The 18,257-nt window shown below is 70.4% G+C and carries 18 protein-coding genes; 8 read left to right on the top strand and 10 right to left on the bottom strand.

Translation table 11 applies throughout. The annotated features are described in order from the left end of the window. Positions 1-462 precede the first annotated feature (462 nt). Both IEZ11_RS21230 and IEZ11_RS21225 read left to right on the top strand, forming a co-directional pair. A complete protein-coding gene (locus tag IEZ11_RS21230) occupies positions 463-1,062 on the top strand; it encodes a DUF5819 family protein (RefSeq protein ID WP_189264400.1) in 600 nt (199 codons plus the stop codon). Between the two features lie 71 nt (positions 1,063-1,133). Next, positions 1,134-2,261: an HTTM domain-containing protein gene (locus IEZ11_RS21225; RefSeq protein ID WP_189264399.1), complete on the top strand. Its 1,128-nt coding sequence runs from the start codon at positions 1,134-1,136 to the stop codon at positions 2,259-2,261. A gap of 43 nt (positions 2,262-2,304) precedes the next feature. Here the strand turns inward: IEZ11_RS21225 and IEZ11_RS21220 are convergent, their stop codons facing one another. Further along, entirely contained in the window at positions 2,305-3,138 is an 834-nt protein-coding gene (locus tag IEZ11_RS21220; protein WP_268239919.1) for a helix-turn-helix transcriptional regulator, read from the bottom strand. Positions 3,139-3,655: 517 nt separating this feature from the next. Between IEZ11_RS21220 and IEZ11_RS21215 the strand changes: the two genes are divergently transcribed. Continuing rightward, positions 3,656-4,045, top strand: coding sequence for a hypothetical protein (locus tag IEZ11_RS21215; protein ID WP_189264397.1), 390 nt, complete (start codon positions 3,656-3,658; stop codon positions 4,043-4,045). Positions 4,046-4,078: 33 nt separating this feature from the next. On the opposite strand, the gene IEZ11_RS21210 is transcribed toward IEZ11_RS21215, so the two are convergent. The 4 genes from IEZ11_RS21210 to IEZ11_RS21200 all read right to left on the bottom strand — a co-directional run bounded on the left by IEZ11_RS21210 (position 4,079) and on the right by IEZ11_RS21200 (position 6,954). Then, complete coding sequence (locus IEZ11_RS21210) at positions 4,079-5,191, bottom strand: ADP-ribosylglycohydrolase family protein (RefSeq protein WP_189264396.1); 1,113 nt, start codon at positions 5,189-5,191, stop codon at positions 4,079-4,081. 158 nt (positions 5,192-5,349) lie between these two features. Further along, positions 5,350-5,478 (bottom strand): hypothetical protein, encoded by a 129-nt coding sequence (locus IEZ11_RS51985; RefSeq protein ID WP_268239918.1) that lies wholly within the window; start codon positions 5,476-5,478, stop codon positions 5,350-5,352. 27 nt (positions 5,479-5,505) lie between these two features. After that, on the bottom strand, positions 5,506-6,282 hold the full coding sequence (locus IEZ11_RS21205; protein WP_189264395.1) for a helix-turn-helix domain-containing protein: 777 nt from the start codon (positions 6,280-6,282) through the stop codon (positions 5,506-5,508). 252 nt (positions 6,283-6,534) lie between these two features. Beyond that, entirely contained in the window at positions 6,535-6,954 is a 420-nt protein-coding gene (locus tag IEZ11_RS21200; RefSeq protein ID WP_189264394.1) for an ATP-binding protein, read from the bottom strand. A 113-nt stretch (positions 6,955-7,067) separates the two neighbouring features. Here IEZ11_RS21200 and IEZ11_RS21195 point away from each other — a divergent pair, with 113 nt between their 5' ends. Beyond that, the gene (locus IEZ11_RS21195; protein ID WP_189264393.1) at positions 7,068-7,880 is read left to right on the top strand and encodes a helix-turn-helix domain-containing protein; all 813 of its coding nucleotides are present in this window, start codon (positions 7,068-7,070) and stop codon (positions 7,878-7,880) included. After that, complete coding sequence (locus tag IEZ11_RS21190; protein WP_189264392.1) at positions 7,877-8,068, top strand: DUF397 domain-containing protein; 192 nt, start codon at positions 7,877-7,879, stop codon at positions 8,066-8,068. Before IEZ11_RS21195 ends, IEZ11_RS21190 begins: the two co-directional genes overlap by 4 nt. Here the strand turns inward: IEZ11_RS21190 and IEZ11_RS21185 are convergent. After that, the gene (locus IEZ11_RS21185) at positions 8,055-10,409 is read right to left on the bottom strand and encodes a tetratricopeptide repeat protein (RefSeq protein WP_229713243.1); all 2,355 of its coding nucleotides are present in this window, start codon (positions 10,407-10,409) and stop codon (positions 8,055-8,057) included. The two genes, IEZ11_RS21190 and IEZ11_RS21185, sit on opposite strands and share 14 nt — an antisense overlap. A gap of 188 nt (positions 10,410-10,597) precedes the next feature. On the opposite strand from IEZ11_RS21185, the gene IEZ11_RS21180 reads away from it, so the two are divergent. Beyond that, entirely contained in the window at positions 10,598-11,101 is a 504-nt protein-coding gene (locus IEZ11_RS21180; RefSeq protein ID WP_189264390.1) for a DUF2165 domain-containing protein, read from the top strand. Positions 11,102-11,116: 15 nt separating this feature from the next. Here the strand turns inward: IEZ11_RS21180 and IEZ11_RS21175 are convergent, their stop codons facing one another. Continuing rightward, positions 11,117-12,091, bottom strand: coding sequence for an ArsR/SmtB family transcription factor (locus IEZ11_RS21175; protein WP_189264389.1), 975 nt, complete (start codon positions 12,089-12,091; stop codon positions 11,117-11,119). 237 nt (positions 12,092-12,328) lie between these two features. Between IEZ11_RS21175 and IEZ11_RS21170 the strand changes: the two genes are divergently transcribed. Both IEZ11_RS21170 and IEZ11_RS21165 read left to right on the top strand, forming a co-directional pair. Next, on the top strand, positions 12,329-12,778 hold the full coding sequence (locus tag IEZ11_RS21170; protein WP_189264388.1) for a peptidase inhibitor family I36 protein: 450 nt from the start codon (positions 12,329-12,331) through the stop codon (positions 12,776-12,778). Positions 12,779-12,900: 122 nt separating this feature from the next. Next, positions 12,901-13,929: a hypothetical protein gene (locus tag IEZ11_RS21165; RefSeq protein ID WP_189264387.1), complete on the top strand. Its 1,029-nt coding sequence runs from the start codon at positions 12,901-12,903 to the stop codon at positions 13,927-13,929. On the opposite strand, the gene IEZ11_RS21160 is transcribed toward IEZ11_RS21165, so the two are convergent. The 3 genes from IEZ11_RS21160 to IEZ11_RS21150 form a co-directional block, all read right to left on the bottom strand. Beyond that, positions 13,922-14,503, bottom strand: coding sequence for a hypothetical protein (locus IEZ11_RS21160; RefSeq protein WP_189264386.1), 582 nt, complete (start codon positions 14,501-14,503; stop codon positions 13,922-13,924). The two genes, IEZ11_RS21165 and IEZ11_RS21160, sit on opposite strands and share 8 nt — an antisense overlap. 89 nt (positions 14,504-14,592) lie before the next feature. Next, a complete protein-coding gene (locus IEZ11_RS21155) occupies positions 14,593-17,205 on the bottom strand; it encodes a bifunctional FO biosynthesis protein CofGH (protein ID WP_189264385.1) in 2,613 nt (870 codons plus the stop codon). Positions 17,206-17,381: 176 nt separating this feature from the next. Continuing rightward, positions 17,382-18,227, bottom strand: a complete 846-nt coding sequence (locus IEZ11_RS21150) for an LLM class F420-dependent oxidoreductase (RefSeq protein WP_189264384.1) — start codon at positions 18,225-18,227, stop codon at positions 17,382-17,384. Positions 18,228-18,257: the final 30 nt, after the last annotated feature.

The raw sequence follows: 18,257 nt of genomic DNA, 5'->3' as shown, positions 1-18,257 counted from the left end.
GCTCAGCGACTGGAGCGCATTTCTCCAGATAACAGCACCCTAACCCTGCCACTCGACCGATGCATCCGGGGTTGCGATGACCAATGGCCTGCCTTACTCTGACTTTCCTTGTTCTCGGCAGGGGGCCGGCAGTCGATTTGAACATCGCCGAGAACGAAGTAGATTTGGCTCCGGGGCGCCCGACCGGGTCCGGCACGACACCACCGATTGATCGGCGAACAATTCGATCGATAAATCGCCCGTAGATGATTTGAGCCTGCCGGCGGGGTCACTCGACACTTCCTGCGAGGACGATCATGAAGAAGCGAGTACGCCGTGCAACCGCCTGACGTGAGGGGCTCGAACGAGCCGCCTCCGGACTTGTGCACACCGGCCGAACAAACTCGGGCAGGTACAGGTCCGACCGACAGGCCGCCGCTGGACCAGGTCGGCGGGCCGAGTGGGACAAAAGGTCTCTCAGCGGTGTCACTGACCGTCGTCGTGCTCTCGGTGGTGGGTGTCCTGGTCGCTGCCGCCACGCACTGCGCGGTGCTCTTCCTGAATATAACCCCTCCGAATTCACTCTCTCTACAGCATGCGGCCGCCATCGAAAAGTACACCCAGCCAGAATTCACGCAGAGCTGGAAGTTCTTCGCCCCGGACCCGACAACGGCGAATATTCATGTGCAGGCGCGCGCGAAGGTCATGAAATCCAACGGGGTCTCGTCCGTCACCGAATGGGTGGACCTGACCGCGATGGACGAGGAGTGGATCAGACATCATCCTTTCCCGAGCCAAGCGCAACAGAACCAGCTCCGTTCCGCCTGGCAGAATTTCGTTTCCTCGCAAGACAGCGAGGGGCACCCGGTCGGCTTGTACGGAGAAATGATGCAGCAGTACGTGCTGCGCATCGCCGCCCACAGTTTCGGGCCGTACGTCATCGGTGGCGCCGTGCAGTCAATACAGCTGCGCTCGGCCAGTACGCCCATCGCGGCGCCGCCGTGGAGCAATGAGCACATCGACACCGAATCCGGCTACCTGACCGAGCCGTGGTGGACCGTCAAGGCAGAGGATTTCCAGTGACTGCGTACTCGTCGACAGGGCGGCCCCGCCGGGAACCCGCGCCGCCCGTTCGTACCCGCCTGTGGCGCCACTTGGAAAGCGCCGTCCGGCAGGGCTTCGCGCGTATCACCAGTAGTCCCGTCGCTCCGTATCAGTCGGCCGTCATCCGGATCGGTTTCTCGCTCACCTGGCTCGCGGTGCTGTTGCGAGAGTGGGTGCACCACGACGAGCTCTACGGACCGGACAGTCCGTGGAGCTGGAACATGGCCCGCGAATGGAACGCCACGAACGGCGCCTTCACCGTGCTCACGTGGCACGACGGCCGCCTGTGGTTCGAGACCGTCTACCTGGCGGCGATCGCCGCGGCGGTGATGCTGCTCGTCGGCTGGCGGACCCGTACCGCCTCGCTGCTGTTCATGATCGGTGTGCTGGCGATCCAGAACCGGAACCCCTTCGTGGGGAACGGCGGCGACAGTGTCATCCACGTCATGGCGATCTATCTGGTGTTCACGCGCTGCGGCCAGGTCTGGTCCCTGGACGCCCGACGCCGCACGGGCAACCGCGACGACGGCCGGGACGTGGTCGGGGTCGCCCTGTGGGCGTTCTTCACCGCCGTGCTCGGCCTGGTCACCGGACTGGGCGAACTGAGCACGGGCTGGGCGTTGCTGCTCTGGGGTTTCGCCCTCACGCAGCTGGCGTGGTGGGCGGTGCGGCGGTACGCCCCGGGAGAACCCCGCACCGTGATGGAGATGGTCGGCAACGTGGTGCACGCGGGCGCGCTGCTCACGGTGGCGATCCAGATCTGCCTGATCTACGCGACCTCCGGCTGGTACAAGATCCAGGGCGCCAGTTGGCAGGACGGCACGGCGCTCTACTATGTGCTGCACCTGGGCAACCTCACCCCGTGGCCGGCTCTGTCCCATGCCATCGCGAGCAGCAGCCTGATCGTCCTCCTGCTGACCTACGGCACGGTGATCGTCGAAGTCGCTTTCCCCTTCACGCTCTTCAGCAGCCGTCTGCGAGTCGTGATGATCGCGATCCTGGTCTCGATGCACGTGGGTATCGGCCTTCTGCTCGGCCTGCCGTTCTTCGCACTGGCGATGATCACGGCGGATGTGTTCTTCCTGCCGACCGCCGTGCTGCACTGGCTCGTCGACCGGGTGCGGCATGCGGTGCGATGGACGCAGAGCTTGAGGCCCATACCGCAGATAGACCGATAGCCGATAGCCGATAGCCGATAGCCGATAGCCGATAGCCAAACGGTCATCTCCGGGAGAGCGCCGTCAGTTTCTCCTCGGTGTCGGTGTCAGGTTGCGGCATCTCCAGAAGGACCCGCCGGCCTGAGTGGTCGTCGACAACGAGCGTGATCTCCTCCAGCGTCATGCGTCCGACAGCAGGATGCCGCACCTGCCGGGTACTGACGCCATGTCTTCCGATTTCATGCTGCAGCCACCATTTTTGGAAGTCCAGGCTGTTTTCGCTCAGTTCGCCGACCAGCGCGGTGAACCACGGTTCGTGGACATAAGCTCCGGTCACCGCGCGGAACTCGGCCAGTACCGAGCGGGCGCTCGGCTCCCAGTTCTGAATCAGTTCGCGCATGTGATCGCTGAAGAAGAGCCACAGCAAATGGCGGTGTGCAGGGGCTACTTCGGCCAGATCGCCATAGACATCGGTCCTTGCCTGGTTCCAGGCAAGGATGTTGAATCGGGGACTGAGGGCACAGGCCGGATGAGGGAGCTGGCTGTCCAGGACGCGCTGGAGCGCCGGACGCGGACGCGCACCGTCCCCAGGTATGTTCGCGCCGGCACGGGCGTTCTCGCTCGCCAGGGTCAGAAGGTAGTCGCGCTCTTCGCTGTTGAGGCGAAGGGCCCTGGCCAGTGAGGTGAGGACGTGACCGGACACCCTGATGTTCCGGGCTTGTTCGAGCTGCGAGTACCAGCATGAGCTGATGCCCGCCAGGTCGGCGATGTCTTCCCTGCGCAGCCCGGGAGTTCTCCGGGAAGTTCGTGTGGGAAGGCCGACCTCTTCCGGCTGAAGGGCCATCCGTCGTGTTCTGAGGAAGTCTGCGAGCTCCGCTCGCCGTAGGTCGTAATTCATCCGTCGTTCCCTCTGCTTGGCGGCTGGTGCGGACGGCTGTTAACCAGAGACCCCTCCTTATAGGATAGTCGGTTTCCTGATGCGTGCGCTGTGCGCAACGCATCAGCTGGAGTGGTGAACCGTGTTGCCTGGACTTATAATTCCCTGGCCGCGTGAAATGAAATACGCAACTCCCATTCGCCTTTGGGCGGTTGCGGGTGGCTTCCGGTGACCTCTACTCCTACGATATTCGGTTTCTTGTTGGGTGTTGTGTCGCGTGTGATCCTGCTGTCGGAAGCGTCGTTCGACTGCTGCGAGGTGCCCATAAGGGGCGCCGGCCAAGGACGGACGACCGGCTTTCGTTTCCGTAGGTCGAAGGGAGAGGTCATGCGAGGCAAGCGATCCCTCATCCGGCTCACGCCGGCGCTCATCGCTGCTCTGGCGTTCCCAGCGGCTTTTGCCGGGGAGTCGGCCAGCGCCACACCCCCGGCTGCTGCGGTGGCGGCGGCCCACCAGAAAGCGCCCACGGTCAACACCCTTGTCCCGATGCGACCGTGCAGGGGCGGCGGGGGCCAACAGCAACAGCAACAGCAAGGCGGGGGCCAGCAACAGCAGCAGGGCGGAGGCCAACAGCAACAGCAAGGCGGCGGCGGAGGCCAACAGCAACAGCAAGGCGGCAGAGGCGGCCAGCAGCAACAGCAAGGCGGCGGCGGAGGCCAACAGCAACAACAGGGCGGCGGAGGAGGCCAACAGCAACAGCAAGGTGGCGGAGGAGGCCAACAGCAACAGCAAGGCGGCGGCGGAGGCCAACAACAACAGGGCGGCGGCGGAGGCCAGCAGCAACAGCAAGGCGGCGGCGGAGGCCAACAGCAACAGCAAGGCGGCTGAGGCGCCCGCACCGCCGAGCGGCTTCCTCGGGGTTCCCTGAACCGGCGGAGTTCGTCGAGGAGTTCGTGCGCCGCTAACGCGGGTAACGCGCCAGCCACCCCGGAGCCGCGCCCGCCGGGTTGTGCAGGGCCGGTCCCTGGGTCATCTCCATCGCGAAGTCGTCGGCCAGCTCCAGGATCGTAGGACGGCCCTCCAGTTCGGCCACCCAGGCCGGCGGGAGGGCCGTCTCGCCGTGCAGGGCGCCGAGGAGGCCGCCGGTGAGGACACCGGCGACGGCGGAGGGCCCGGCCTGGTTGACGGCGAGACACAGCCCGTGCCGTACGTCCTCCCCGACCAGCGCGCAGTACACGGCGGCGGCCAGCATCCCGTCCGCCGCGCCGTCACCCGCCAGCTCCTCGACCCGGGCCGGGGTGGGCAGCCCCTGCCGTACGGCCCCGAGCGCGTGCTGCAACGCGTCCGACACGGGCTGATGCCCCGGCCGGGCGGCGAGCAGGGCCAGCGCCCGCTGGACCGCGCCGTCCAGCGAGTCGCCGCGGGCCAGGGCGTGCACGATCACCGCGTAGGCGCCCGCCGACAGACAGGAGGTCGGATGCCCGTGCGTCTGCGCCGCGCACTCCACCGCCAGCTGCACGACGAGCTGCGGCTCCCACCCCACCAGCAGTCCGAACGGCGCGGACCGCGCGACGGCCTCCGGCCCCAGGTCGTCCGGGTTCTTCGGCGACTCCAGCGTCCCCATCCTGTCGTCCCCGAGCCCGAGCAGCAGCGCACGCGTCGGCTCCCGCCGCGCGTACAGCCACTCCTCCCGGGCCAGCCACCCGTCCTCCGTCCGGCGCTCGTCCGGCCCCCAGTCCCGCTGGGTGGCGGCCCACCGCAGATAGGCCCGATGCAGGTCGGTGGGCGGATGCCAGGCCCCCGTGTCCCTCCTCACCTGGGCTCTTATCAACCCGTCCACGGTGAAGAGGGTGAGCTGCGTGTGATGGGTGACGGTCCCGCGCCGCCCGTGCCCGAACCCGAGATCGACGAGCCCCTCGGCGCCGTAGGCCGCCTGGATCTCCTCCAGCGTCAGCCCGTCGACCGGCCCGCCGAGCGCGTCCCCCACGGCGGACCCGAGGAGGGTCCCGCGCACCCTGCTCCGGAAGTCCTGCTGCTCGACCCGGCCCCAGACGGCACCCAACGTCGCACTCACCACCATGACCTCCTCACGGGCACCGTCCGTACACACGAGCGCACAGCACTGTAATCGACCGGGAACGGTCCGTTCAGGGGGCAGTTAGGTATGCGAAGTGTGGGTTGTGTGCTCCACCGTGACCGGGTTTCGGCCAGGTCAGACAGGGAGAAAGAGGGTCAGCCGTACCAGGTGACGTCGCAGCCGTAGACGCACTGGGCACTCACGGTGGCCTCCGGTGCGGGTGGCTCGGTCCTCGTACGGTACCCGGGCAGTCGGCGGCACGGCGCCTTGGCGGCGCTTGTCACGAAACCCACCTCTGACATCCCGGTTCTCTAGGCCACCGCGCCGACCGAACGGCAGTCGCGGCACCGCCCCGGCTCGGCGGCGCGGAAGGCGCGTTCGCAGCCGTCGCAGGTCTGCCAGGGGTCGGGGCGGAGCGCCGGGGGCGAAGGCGGTGCGGGGGCCGGGAGGAGGAGGGGCGGGGGCAGGAGGCTGGTGAGGCGGTGGGCGAGGAAGGCCGCCGGGTGCTTGATCGGGTCCTGTGGCAGGCCACTCGTCAGGGCTCGCTCCACTGCCGTGACCGGGACCCCCCGCTCCAGCCATGCGGAGACCTCCGGGACCAGTCGCCGTACGTCACGTTCGGACAGCATCAGACGGGAGTCGTAGGTGCGCAGGCGGGCGAGGAGGTCGGCGGCCGGGGTCTTCGGGGCGGACACCTTCGGCGGAGCCGCCGCTTCGACAGCCGGAGCCGGGGCGGTCCGCGGCCGGTTGTACGAGGTCGTCCGGGTCGTCACTTGCCCCGATTGAAGACGCTCCCTGGCACGCGTGAGGTATCCGTGTTCCTCCAGCTCCCGCAGCGCGGCGGCGATCCGGATCTCCCCTTCGGGGAACTTCGCCGCCAGCGTCTTGATCCCGATCGGCGACCCGGCGGGCAGCGACTGGATGTGCACCGCGAGTCCGATCGCCATCAGGGACAACTCGGGGTGCTGGAGGAGGTGATTGCCGACCACGGTGAAGTTCTCGGTGTGGGGTTCGTTCACATGAATCACACCGGAGTGGGAATGCCGGGTCTTGGCGGACTTGGGCGCGCTAGGGTTCTTCTCAGTCATCGGAAGCTGCTGCTCTCTTCTCAGTCATCGGGAAGCGGCTGCTTCCCGATGGTCAGGCCCTCGCAGTGGGATGGCAGTCCCGGCGAGGGCCGAAGTATGTCCGGACCTGTTGCGGCAGACGCTGCCGCACAACTGACCCTCCGCGCCAGCTGAGTTCGGCATATTCACTCCGGCGAGTGATCGACGGGGACGGCAGGGGAGGGTTCGGTTCTTTCCCCGGTTCTTTGGTCTTTGGCGTCGGGAACGACCGGGTCACGGGTACTCGCGACCCGGTGGTCCCAGCTCCGCCCATACGACCTTGCACCCGGCCGGGGCCGGGTCCACGCCCCAACGGTCGGCGTACGCCTCGACGATCAACAGGCCTCGCCCCGATTCCGCGTCGGCACCCGCCGGGTCGTGGACGTACGGGACGCGGTCGCCCCGGGCGTCGGTCACCTCGATACGGAGGGCTCCGCCAGGGTGCAGCAGTAGCCCCAGCCTGAAGTCCCGTCCCGCGACGCGTCCGTGCAGTACGGCGTTGGCCGCCAGCTCGGCCACGACCTGCGTCGCCGACTCGTGCGACAGCCCCCAGTCGTCCAGTTGGCGTTCCGTGAGCAACCGCGCCAGTCGGGCACCTCTCCGGGTCGCGGACAGCTGGACCGTGAAGTGGTGCGTGAGGGATTTCTGGGTCATGTCACCCAGCGTGGCCACCGCTCCCTACCCTGAACAGTGATGAACCCGGCACAGAGCGTGACTGTCCGGGCGCCGGTCGGAGCCGTACGGGTCGTACGTCGGAGGGAGCGGGTGTGGAGGACGAGGAGGCCGAGGCCGTACTCAGGGCGGTCGGACGGCAGATCAAGGTGTGGCGGGAGGCCGCCGGGATGCGGCAGGGCGAACTCGGGGCCGCCATCGGCTACAGCGAGGAGATGGTGTCGGCCGTGGAGCGGGGGCGGCGGATCCCCAGGCCGGACTTCTTGGAGAAGGCCGATGAGGTGTTGGGCGCGGGCGGGAAGCTCGCGTTCATGAAGGAGGACGTGGAGCGGGCTCGGTATCCGAAGAAGGTCCGGGATCTGGCGAAGCTGGAGTCAGAAGCAGTCGAGCTGGGCGCGTACGCAAGCCTTCAGATCCACGGCCTGCTGCAAACACCGGAGTACACACAGGCCCTGTACGCCATGCGCCGACCCGCCTACACGGACGAGGAGGTCGACCGCCACGTCGCCGCACGCATGGCACGCAAGGCGGTGTTCGATCGCGTACCGCGACCGGCGATCACCTTCGTACTGGAAGAGCTGACGCTACGGCGCCCGCTCGGAGGGAGAATGGTCCTGCGACACCAGCTCCAACAGCTTCTGGACATCGGCACGTTGCGTCACGTGGAGATCCAGGTGATGCCGATGGACCGTGAGGACCACGCAGGCGTGATGGGCTCGTTCCGCGTCCTGAAACTTCCGAACGGCAAGACCTTGGGGCACTCCGAGGGTCAGTTGCACGACCGGGTGATCAGCGATCCCCGAGAGGCCCAGATCCTGGAAATGCGCTATGGAATGATCCGGGCGCAGGCTCTACCGCCACGAGAGTCCCTGGCGTTCATCGAGAAGGTTCTGGGAGAAGAGAAATGAACTCCGCACTGAACTGGTTCAAGAGCAGCTACAGCGGCAACGACGGCCCCGATTGCGTCGAGGTCGCCATATCCCCCGCCACCCCGACCCCCACCGTCCACGTCCGCGACTCCAAGGACAAGGACAGGGCCACGCTCGCCTTCGCCGACGGCGCATGGTCGGCGTTCGTCGGAGTCATCCGGCACTGAGCCGGCCGCGTACCTCCCGTGCCCAGGTGAAGTCGGGGTCCAGCTCGATGGCGTGGTCGAGGTCGGTCAAGGCCTCCTCGGTGCGGCCCAGTTCATGGAGGGCCGCGCCTCGGCCGGCGAGGGCGGAAGGGTAGTCGGGCAGCAGGGTGACGGCCCGGGTGAGTTCGGTGACCGCGTCCGTGAAGCGGCCCGCTCGCCGGTACGCGTCGCCGCGCTCGGAGGCGAGCCAGGCCCGGTCGGGCGCACGCCGGACCGTCTCGTCGAGGTCGGCGAAGGCCTCGGCCCACTCACCCCGGGCGCCGCGCAGCCGCGCCCTGCGCACCCGCGCCCACAGATGCCCGGGGTTGAGGCTCAGCGCGCGGTCGAAATCGGCGAGGGCCGCGTCGTACTGCTCCAACGCGTGTCGGCACACCGCCCGGGAGGCCAGGGTGCTCGCGTCGGCCGGTTCCAGGACGACGGCCCGGTCCAGGTCGGCCAGCGCCTCGGTGAACCGGCCCGCCATCCGGTGGGTCTCGCCCCGGGCCGCGATGTACAGCGCGGTGTCGGGGGCGAGTTCGTCCGCGCGGTCCAGATCGGCGAGGGCGCCGTCGAAGGCGCCCAGCGCCCGGTGGCACAGACCACGGCCGTAGTAGGCCGTCGGCCGCTCCGGATCCAGGTCGATCGCCCGGTCGTACTCGGCCAGGGAGCGGGGAAAGTCTCCTGTGGTGCGTAGTTCCCGGCCCCGGAGGACATGTGCCAGGGCCCGGCTGCCGCTGTCCAGGCCGGGCCGGGCGAGGAGCAGGTCCATGGCCCCGGCCACCCCGTCGGCGAGGGCCTCGCTCAGGCGCCGGCCCCAGTCCCGTACGGCCGGGGCGTCGGCGGTGACGCCCGCCTCCGTCATCATGGCCGCCCAGCGGCGGCCGACCGCCGGATCCGCGGCGCAGGCCGGCAGGAAGGCGTTCAGCGCTCCCGGCACAGCGGTCTGCGGCCGGGCGCACAACCGGTGGTACGTCTCCTCCAGCAGGAGTTCGCGCCACGCCCGGTGGTCCCATTCCGTGCCGGGGAGCAGGCCCTGCGCCGCCTCCTCGCGCCAGCCGCCGTAGGCCTCCGCCAGTCTCTCGTGCTCCCGTCTCCAGTCGCGTGGCGAGTGCCGTCGGCGCAGTCGGAGCATCGCGTCCCGGACCAGGTCGTGGTAGGTCAGCCGGTCGGGTCGCTCGGTGACGAACGGCAGGCCGCGCAGCCAGTCGAAGAGCGCGTCGGCGTCCTCGTCCGGGCAGTCCACGGCGGTCCGGAAGACGTCCAGGTCGAGGCGTCGGGGCAGGGCGCAGGCGAGTGCCACCGACCGGCGGGCCGGATCGGGCTCCCACTTCAGGAAGCGTTCCACGGCGGTGGCGCTGGGGTCGCCCACGTCGTCCGGGTCGGTGGGGCGCTGTTCGGCGAGGGCGGTGACGAGCACCGGCAGGCCGCCGGTGAGCCGGAGCACCTCCGCGACCACCGGTTCGTCCCGTACCCCCTTGTCGGCGAGCAGTCCCCGCGCCTCCGACTCGGTGAACGGGCCGAGCGGGAGGTCGGTCATGAAGTCCGCGAAGCCACCCCAGCGGGCGGTGTCGAAGGGGTGCTGGCCGGAGGTGACCACGACGGTGTTGGCGGGGAGGGTGCCGTAGCGGTCGGTGGTCATGATGTCGTGCAGCCAGGGGCCCAGGAACGGGCCGGTGCGCTCGTAGGTGTCGAGGAGGAGGACGATCCAGGGGACCGTGCCGGCCGCGCCGGCCAGCTCGCTCAGCAGCACCGGGGTCAGCACCTGCTCGGGAGAGAGCACCAGCTGGACGTCCTCCTGGCTGCGGAAGCGGGCCCGGAGCCGGTCGGCGCCCTGGGCGAGCCGGTCCGTGTCCAGGGCGGCGGCGAAGGCGCCGGCCACCGGGACCATCCCGAGTCCCACCTGCGCGGCCCGCGCCACGGCCAGGCTCCCCGCCGACGGCCCCTCCCGGTCCTCCGGGTCGCCCATCGCCAGGGCGGCCTCCGCCTCGTGCCGCCGCTCCCGGTGCGCGGTCAGCAGCCGCTCCAGCTCCTTGAACCGCCTCCCCCGGTCACCGAACTGACGGACCATCGCGTCCATCGCCTCGGGCACGCTGCCCGCCGTGCCCTCGTCCACGTACGCGGTCAGCGCGCCCGCCTCCTGGGCGATCTGCTGCAACTCCCTCACCAGGCAGGTCTTTCCGACGCCCGCGTCACCGTGCACATGGAAGAGGAACCGATGCCGCTCGTCCTCCGGCGGCAGCTCCAGGTTCCGCCGGAACGCGGCCCGCTCGTCGACCCGCCCCACGAACCCGGCCCTGCGCCGACGCCCGATCAGCTCCTGCATCGACGGCCTTGTCGACCCCATCCGCACCACCCCCGCAGCCGGTCCACACCAAGTCTGGCAGAGGCCCGTGCCCACCCCCACGGTCGCCTTCTCCGAACTCTCGAAGAACGCGAAGCGGGTCGGCGTCGGGTCGCCCGACGGCTGCCGAACAGAGGGTGTGAACAGCCGGGCCGGGGAAGGAGGTTGGCATGTCCACCCCCTATGCGCCTCGCGCGCTCCCGCTCGCCGCCGCCGTTCTCACCGGCACGGTCGCTCTCTACATCACCCTCGTCGCCTTCGGGAACATCACCGACTTCGGTACCAACCAGGCCTTCGTCCAGCATGTGCTGGCCATGGATACCACGTTCAAGGACGACGACCTGATGTGGCGGGCCGTGACCGACAAGGGACTTGAGAACGCCGCCTATGTCGCCGTCATCGTGTGGGAGACGGTGGCCGCGCTCGTGCTGATCGCCGGGACCTGGCTGTGGGCGCGCCGCGACGACGTCCGCGCGCGGCGCGTCTCCACCTACGGCCTGCTGATGCTCGTACTGCTCTTCGGCGCCGGGTTCATCGGGATCGGCGGTGAGTGGTTCTCCATGTGGCAGTCCAAGACCTGGAACGGACTGGATGCGGCGACCCGGGTGCTGGTGCTCACCGGGCTCGCGCTCGTCGTCGTACAGCTGTCGGAGCGGTCGGCCGCGGACGACTGAGCGGTCCGGGCCTCGTCAGCCGAGGTTCGCGCGGAGCATGGACGCGCCGAGCGGGGTCAGGGTGTGCAGGACGCTCGCGGCCTGCCGCTGGCTGGTGATCAGGCCCGCGTCGCGCAGCACGGTGGTGTGCTGGCTGATCGAGGACGCGGAGACCCCGGCGACCCGGGCGAGTTCGCCGGTGGTCGCGCCGGCGGCGGCCGCGCGCAGCACGATGGCCCGGGTGCGGCCGAGCAGCGAGGTCAGGGAGGCGCCGGCGCTCTGCACGGGGCTCGGCTGCTGGTGCAGCGGGTAGACGAGGACCGGGTCCATGGCGGGGTCGGCGATCGGGACCGGGGTCTGCCAGCAGAAGTAGGACGGTACGAGCTTCAGGCCCCGCCCGTCGAGCCGGATGTCCCGGTCGACGGTGGGATGGCCGACGTAGAGGACCGGCCGCCGCCAGTGGATGTCCGGCCCCAGGCCGTCGAGCAGGGCCTCGACGCCGCCGTCCAGCAGCGCCCGGCACCGGATCACCCGGTCCGCGTCGATGCGCGCCTGGATCTCCTCGCCGTAGGGGGCGATCGCGGTGGCGTGGTAGTCCCGCAGCGCCCGGACCAGCTCCCGGCGGCCGTCCGGGCGGACCAGCTCCGGCACCCAGGGCGGTGCGCCCGAGACCCCGGCGAGGGTCAGCAACTCGGCCAGTACCCGGCGCGGCGGGGTGGCCAGGACGGCCTCCAGTCCGGCCGCCAGGCCCTCGGACGCCTCGGCCGGGTTGAGGAAGTCCGGGTAGTAGGGGCCGCGGCGGAAGAGCGGCACCAGCATCTCCCGCAGGACCCGCTGCTGGCCGCTCTCCCGTAAGCGCTGGCAGGTGCCCCGGTACCAGTGCGCGTAGGCCCAGCGGCCCTGCCGGGTCTGGAAGCGGTGCAGACTCTGCCCGACCTCCCACAGCGGGTCCGGCTCGTGGACCACGCGGGTCCGGGCAAGGTCGGCGTCCGTGAAACGAATGCGGAGCATGGCGGTCCCCCCACCCCCACGGGCCCTGGTCCGGGGCCTGTTCGTCCCAGGATGACCAGACCCGTCCGCCGCTGAACACCACGAAACCCGAAAAACTTGTGGAGTAACTCATTCCTCCCTGTTGACCTGCGCCTTTAAGGCCACGCCGCACATCATGGCCACCGGTGGACGCCTCTGACACCGTGAATCCCGTCCATGCCATTCACCCTGCTCAGTCACCGTTCAGGGAGCGAGAAAATGAAGAGAATGTCAGCCGTCGCGGCGGGCGTCGTCCTGCTGCTCGGAACCGCGGTCGGCACCGCGGCCGCCGACTCGTCCGGAAGCTCCGTCATCGCCGGCTCCACGTCGTCGGCCCTCTCCGCCCAGGTCGCCACGCCCGCGGCTGTCCCCTCCGGCTGCTCGGCCGGTTACCTCTGCTTCTGGGTCAACATCGGCTACAGCGACGGGCCGGGCAAGCTGTCCGGGTCGAACACCAACTGGACCGCCTTCTCCCACTCGACGTGCCAGACCGGGACGTGGAACGACTGCGCCTCGTCGATCTACAACGACGGCGTGAACGACAACGCCGTGGTGTACACCGACGCCGGCTACTCGGGCAGTTCGGGAGTGATCGACAGGGGCGTGGGCGGCGACCTGAGCGCCGCCTGGAACGACGTCATCTCGTCCAACTCGTGGGTGGCGCCCTGACCGCGCCCCGGCCCCGGTCCCGGCCTCGGTTCCAGCCCCGGTTCCGGTCCCCGTAACAACCAGGCGGGCGGCCGGGGTTCCGACCCCGCCCGCCCGCCCCGAGTCGCAGGAGATCCTCCACGATGCCGACGGCCTCCACACGCCCCGTCCGTACGCCCGGAACCGGTGGCCTCCTCGCCTGTGCCGCCGCGGTCGCCCTCGTCCTCACGGGCTGCGCGGGACCCGCCTCCGCGCCGCATGCCACCCGGGCCCCCGCGATCGCACCGGCCGGTCTCGACCTGCTGACCTATTCCGGCACCTACCCGGCCGCCGAGAAGTCACTGACCCGCGCGGAGTCCCAGCTCATCGCCTCCTGCATGACGGCCAAGGGACTCCGTTACGTGGTCGTCGACCCGGCGTCGGCGTCCGCGACCGGCCCGAGCGCCCAGGTGGACCTCCCGCGGCGACGCAGCCAGGGCTACGGGCTGTACGCGCAGTACGCGGCCACCAGCGGAAAGCCGACCTCGACCGGCGGCACCGCGAACACGGCCGCGCCGAACGCGGCCTCGGCGAACGCGGCCTCGGCGAACGCGGCCTCGGCGAACGACGCCTACGTCCGGCGCCTGCCCACCGCCGAGGCGGCCGCCTACATGACGGCCCTGCGCGGCTCCACCTCCGACCTGCGCACGTTCCGCATGTCGGAGGGCTCCCTGGAGTTCTCGGTGAAGGGCTGCGAGGCGGACAGCCGCAGGCGTCTGTACGGCAGCCTGACCACCTACGCCGAACTGGCGGTCGTCCCCCAGAACCTGAACGCCACGCTCACCCGCCCGGTCCAGCGCGACGCCGCCTACCTGGCCCTGATGCGGAAGTGGAGCACGTGCATGGCGGCCAAGGGCTACCACTACGCGCAGCCGGGCGACGCCCAGGCCGGGCTCAGGGCGTCGTACGCGCGGTCCGGCGCCACCCCCGCGCTGCGGAAGCGGGAGATCGCGACCGCGGTGGCGGACGGCACCTGCGCGCTGCGGCTGCGGATCCCGACCGAGGTCGTGGCGATCAGGAAGCGCCTGGCCGACACCCTGCTCACCGCACGGCAGAAGACCGCCATGGCCGAGCTGACGAAGGACTGGCGGACCGCGACGGCGACCGCTCGGCGGGTCGTCCGGCCTACTTGACGACCGTCACCTTGGTGTCCGGCTCCGTGCCGAAGGTCCACAGGGCCGCGCCGTCCGCCTTGGGCATCCGGATGCCGCTGGTCTGCTTGCCGGCGGCGGGCGCCGGGGAGGCGCCGTCGACCGCGTTGGAGAAGGCGACCGACAGCCCCGACTTCGACGCGAAGTAGAGGATGTGCTCGATCTGGACGCCGTCCGAGCCGGTCGTGGACGCCAGGGTCTTGGAGATCGTGTAGGTGCCGGGGTCGGGACTGACCGTCCCCGGCCACACCGTGAACGTGCGGGTCGCCTTGTCGCTCGCGTCGACCGTCCACACCCGCTTGGCGCCGAGCGAGTAGACGATCCGGCGGCCGGTGCCGGAGGCCGCCGGTACGGCGGGGGCCTTCACCGGGGCCGGTGACGCGGAGGCGTGGGCGCCCGCCGACGCGCCCGCGGACGCGCTCGCCGACGGGCGGACCGCCGCGGCCGTGGGGTGCGGCCCCTTGTCGGCCTGGAGGGCGAGGAAGACGACGGCGACCGTCGCCCCGGCCGTCAGACCGGTGACCCAGACCCAGGAGGGCAGCAGTCGGGCAGCCACGGGTACGCATCTCCTCCGTTATGAGGCCCCCCGCCTATTCGCACAGGGGTCGGATCATCGTACTGTGCGCGGCCCGCCCGTCCGACGGCTCAGTCCAGCACCGGGAGCAGTTCCGGCAGGTGCCCGTCGGAGGCCTGTGCCGCCCGCTGCCGTTCCTCCGGCACCTCGCCGTACAGCGTCGTGCGCGGCTTGGCCGGACGCCCGGCGGCCTCCGCCACGGCGATCAGGTCCCGGACCGACTTGTACGAGCCGTACGACGACCCCGCCATCCGCGAGATCGTCTCCTCCATCAGGGTGCCGCCGAGGTCGTTGGCGCCGGAGCGGAGCATCTCGGCCGCGCCTTCGGCGCCGAGTTTCACCCAGCTCGTCTGGATGTTGGGGATGTAGGGGTGCAGGAGGAGCCGGGCCATCGCGGTGACGGCCCGGTTGTCGCGCATGGTCGGTCCGGGGCGGGAGATCCCCGCCAGATAGACGGGCGCGTTGGTGTGGATGAAGGGCAGCGTCACGAACTCCGTGAAGCCGCCGGTGCGCTGCTGGATGCCTGCCAGCGTGCGCAGGTGGCCCAGCCAGTGCCGGGGCTGGTCGACATGGCCGTACATCATGGTGGAGGAGGAGCGGATGCCGAGTTCGTGGGCGGTGGTGATCACCTCGATCCAGGTGGCGGCGGGCAGCTTGCCCTTGGTGAGGATCCAGCGGACCTCGTCGTCGAGGATCTCCGCGGCCGTCCCGGGGATGGTGTCCAGGCCCGCCTCCTTCGCCGCGGTGAGCCACTCCCTGATCGACAGGCCGGTGCGGGTCGCGCCGTTGACGACCTCCATCGGGGAGAAGGCGTGCACGTGCATGCCGGGGACGCGTTCCTTGACCGCCTTCGCGATGTCGAAGTACGCGGTGCCGGGCAGGTCGGGGTGGATGCCGCCCTGCATGCAGACCTCGACCGCGCCAACGTCCCAGGCCTGCTGGGCGCGGTCGGCGACCTGGTCCAGGGAGAGGGTGTAGGCGTCGGCGTCGGTGCGGCGCTGCGCGAAGGCGCAGAAGCGGCAGCCGGTGTAGCAGACGTTGGTGAAGTTGATGTTCCGGGTGACGATGTAGGTGACGTCGTCACCGACCGCGGACTTCCGTACGTCGTCGGCGATCCCCGTCAGCGCGTCCAGCGCCGGGCCGTCCGCGTGGAAGAGGGCGAGGGCCTCGGCGTCGGTGAGCTTCGTGGGGTCGTCGGCCGCCCTCGCCAGGGCCTGGCGGACGTCGGTGTCGATGCGCTCCGGCACCATCCCGGGGGCGGCCGCCTCGCGCAGCGCGCCCCAGTCGCCGTACACCTCGTCGAAGTCCTCGCGCCGGTCGCCGCTACGGCCCTCGGTGTCGATGGCGGTGTGCAGATCGGTGCGCCCGGAGGCGGTGAAGGCCTCCTCAGGCTCCTGCCACGGACGCCCCTCGACCACCGCGTCCGCGACCGCGAGGCCCGTCTCGGGGTCGGCGAGCGCGGCCACGTGCGGGCGCAGCCGGGGGTCCAGCCACGGCTCGCCGCGGCGGACGAACTCCGGGTACACACACAGCCGTTCCCGCAGCTCGAACCCGGCCGCCGCCGACCGCTGGGTGAGTTCCTCGATCTGCGGCCAGGGCCGCTCGGGGTTGACGTGGTCGATGGTGAGCGGGGAGACGCCGCCCCAGTCGTCGACACCGGCGCCGATCAGCCGCTCGTACTCGCCGGCGACGAGGTTCGGCGGCGCCTGGATGTTGCCCGCCGGCCCCATCACCAGCCGCGCCACCGCCACCGCCGCGACCAGCTCGTCCAGTTCGGCGTCCGGCATACCGCGCATCGCCGTGTCCGGCTTGGCACGGAAGTTCTGGATGATCAGCTCCTGGACGCCGTGATAGGACCGGGCCACGCGCCGCAGCGCGAACAGCGACTCGGCCCGCTCCTCGTACGTCTCGCCGATACCGATCAGGATCCCGGAAGTGAAGGGGACCGAGGAGCGGCCCGCGTCCTCCAGGACCCGCAGCCGGACGGCGGGCTCCTTGTCCGGGGACCCGTGGTGCGGGCCGCCGGGCTCGGACCACAGCCGGGTCGCGGTCGTCTCCAGCATCATCCCCATCGACGGCGCGACCGGCTTCAGCCGCTGGAAGTCCGTCCAGGACATCACACCCGGGTTGAGGTGCGGCAGCAGACCGGTCTCCTCCAGGATCCGCACGGAGATGGCCCGCACATAGGCGATCGTGTCGTCGTAGCCGTGCGCGTCGAGCCACTCCCGCGCCTCCGGCCAGCGGTCCTCCGGCTTGTCGCCCAGGGTGATCAGGGCTTCCTTGCAGCCGAGGGCCGCACCCTTGCGGGCGACGCCGAGGACCTCGTCCGGGGACATGAACATCCCGTGCCCGGCCCGGCGGAGCTTGCCGGGCACGGTGACGAACGTGCAGTAGTGGCACTTGTCCCGGCACAGCCGGGTGAGGGGGATGAAGACGCTCTTCGAGTACGTGATGACACCGGGCCGGCCGGCCTGCGCGAGACCCGCGTCCCGCACCCGGGCGGCGGACGCGGCGAGGTCGGTCAGGGCCTCACCGCGCGCCTGGAGCAGCACGGCGGCCTCGGCAACGTCGAGGGCCACGCCGTCCCGGGCGCGTTTCAGGGCGCGACGCATGGAGTTCTCGGTGGGGCCGGTACCGCCGGGGCGGTCGGTGGGGCCGGTTCCGGGAGTCGCGGAAGTCGTCATTCTTTGAGCATACGTTCGGGTTCGGTGGGGTCCGTGGGGGTGGCGGTGCGTTGCCGGGTGCGGGCGCGTGGGGGTTGCTCGCGCAGTTCCCCGCGCCCCTGAGCCCCGTAAGGAGCGCGGGGAACTGCGCGATCAGCCACAACGCGCCCGCACCCGGAAGCTCGGCGGCACCCCCCTCAGAGGAACTCCCCGTAAGCGTCCAGCGCCCCCAGTACCTCGGCCTCCCCCGCCGGAGGCAACTGCACCACGACCTCCTCGATCCCCAACTCGGCGTAGTGCGCGAGCTTGCCGGCGCTCGGGAAGACCGCGTACGGCACCACCTGGAGCGCGGCCGGATCCCGTCCCGCGTCGGCCCACACACCCCGCAGCACCGGCAGCGACTCGGTCAGCCCGCGCCCCCCGATCGGCAGCCACCCGTCGGCGTACTCCGCGATGTGCGCGAACAGCTTCGGCCCCGCCGCCCCACCGACCAGCGTGCGCGGCCCGGCGACCGGCCCGCGCGGCTTCTGGACCGGCTTGGGGTACGCGGACGACGCCCGCACGCTCCCGAACTCCCCCTCGTAGGCGGTCGGTTCCTCCGCCCACAGCGCCCGCATCAGGGCCATCCGGTCCCGGCCCAGCTCGCGCCGGGTCCGCCACCGCACCCCGTGGTCCGCGGCCTCCTCGACGTTCCAGCCGAAGCCGACGCCGAGGGTGAAGCGGCCGCCGGACAGGTGGTCGAGGGTGGCGATCTGCTTGGCGAGGTCGATCGGGTCGTGCTGGGCGACCAGGGTGATGCCGGTGCCGAGGCCGAGTCCCTCGGTGACGGCGGCGGCCTGGCCGAGGGCGACGAAGGGGTCGAGGGTGCGGCCGTACTCGCGGGGCAGGTCGCCGCCCGCCGGGTACGGGGTGATCCGCTCGACGGGGATGTGCGTGTGCTCCGGCAGGTACAGCCCGGCGAACCCGCGTGCCTCCAGCTCACGGGCGAGCCGGACGGGGGCGATGGTCTCGTCGGTGAGGAAGATCGTGACGGATATGCGCATGCCCCATCTGTACCGGGGGTGGCCCGATCT

It is taken from the genome of Streptomyces fuscichromogenes, from assembly GCF_014645815.1.
Lineage (GTDB): Bacteria > Actinomycetota > Actinomycetes > Streptomycetales > Streptomycetaceae > Streptomyces > Streptomyces fuscichromogenes.
This window is presented reverse-complemented; position numbering and strand designations above follow the sequence as displayed.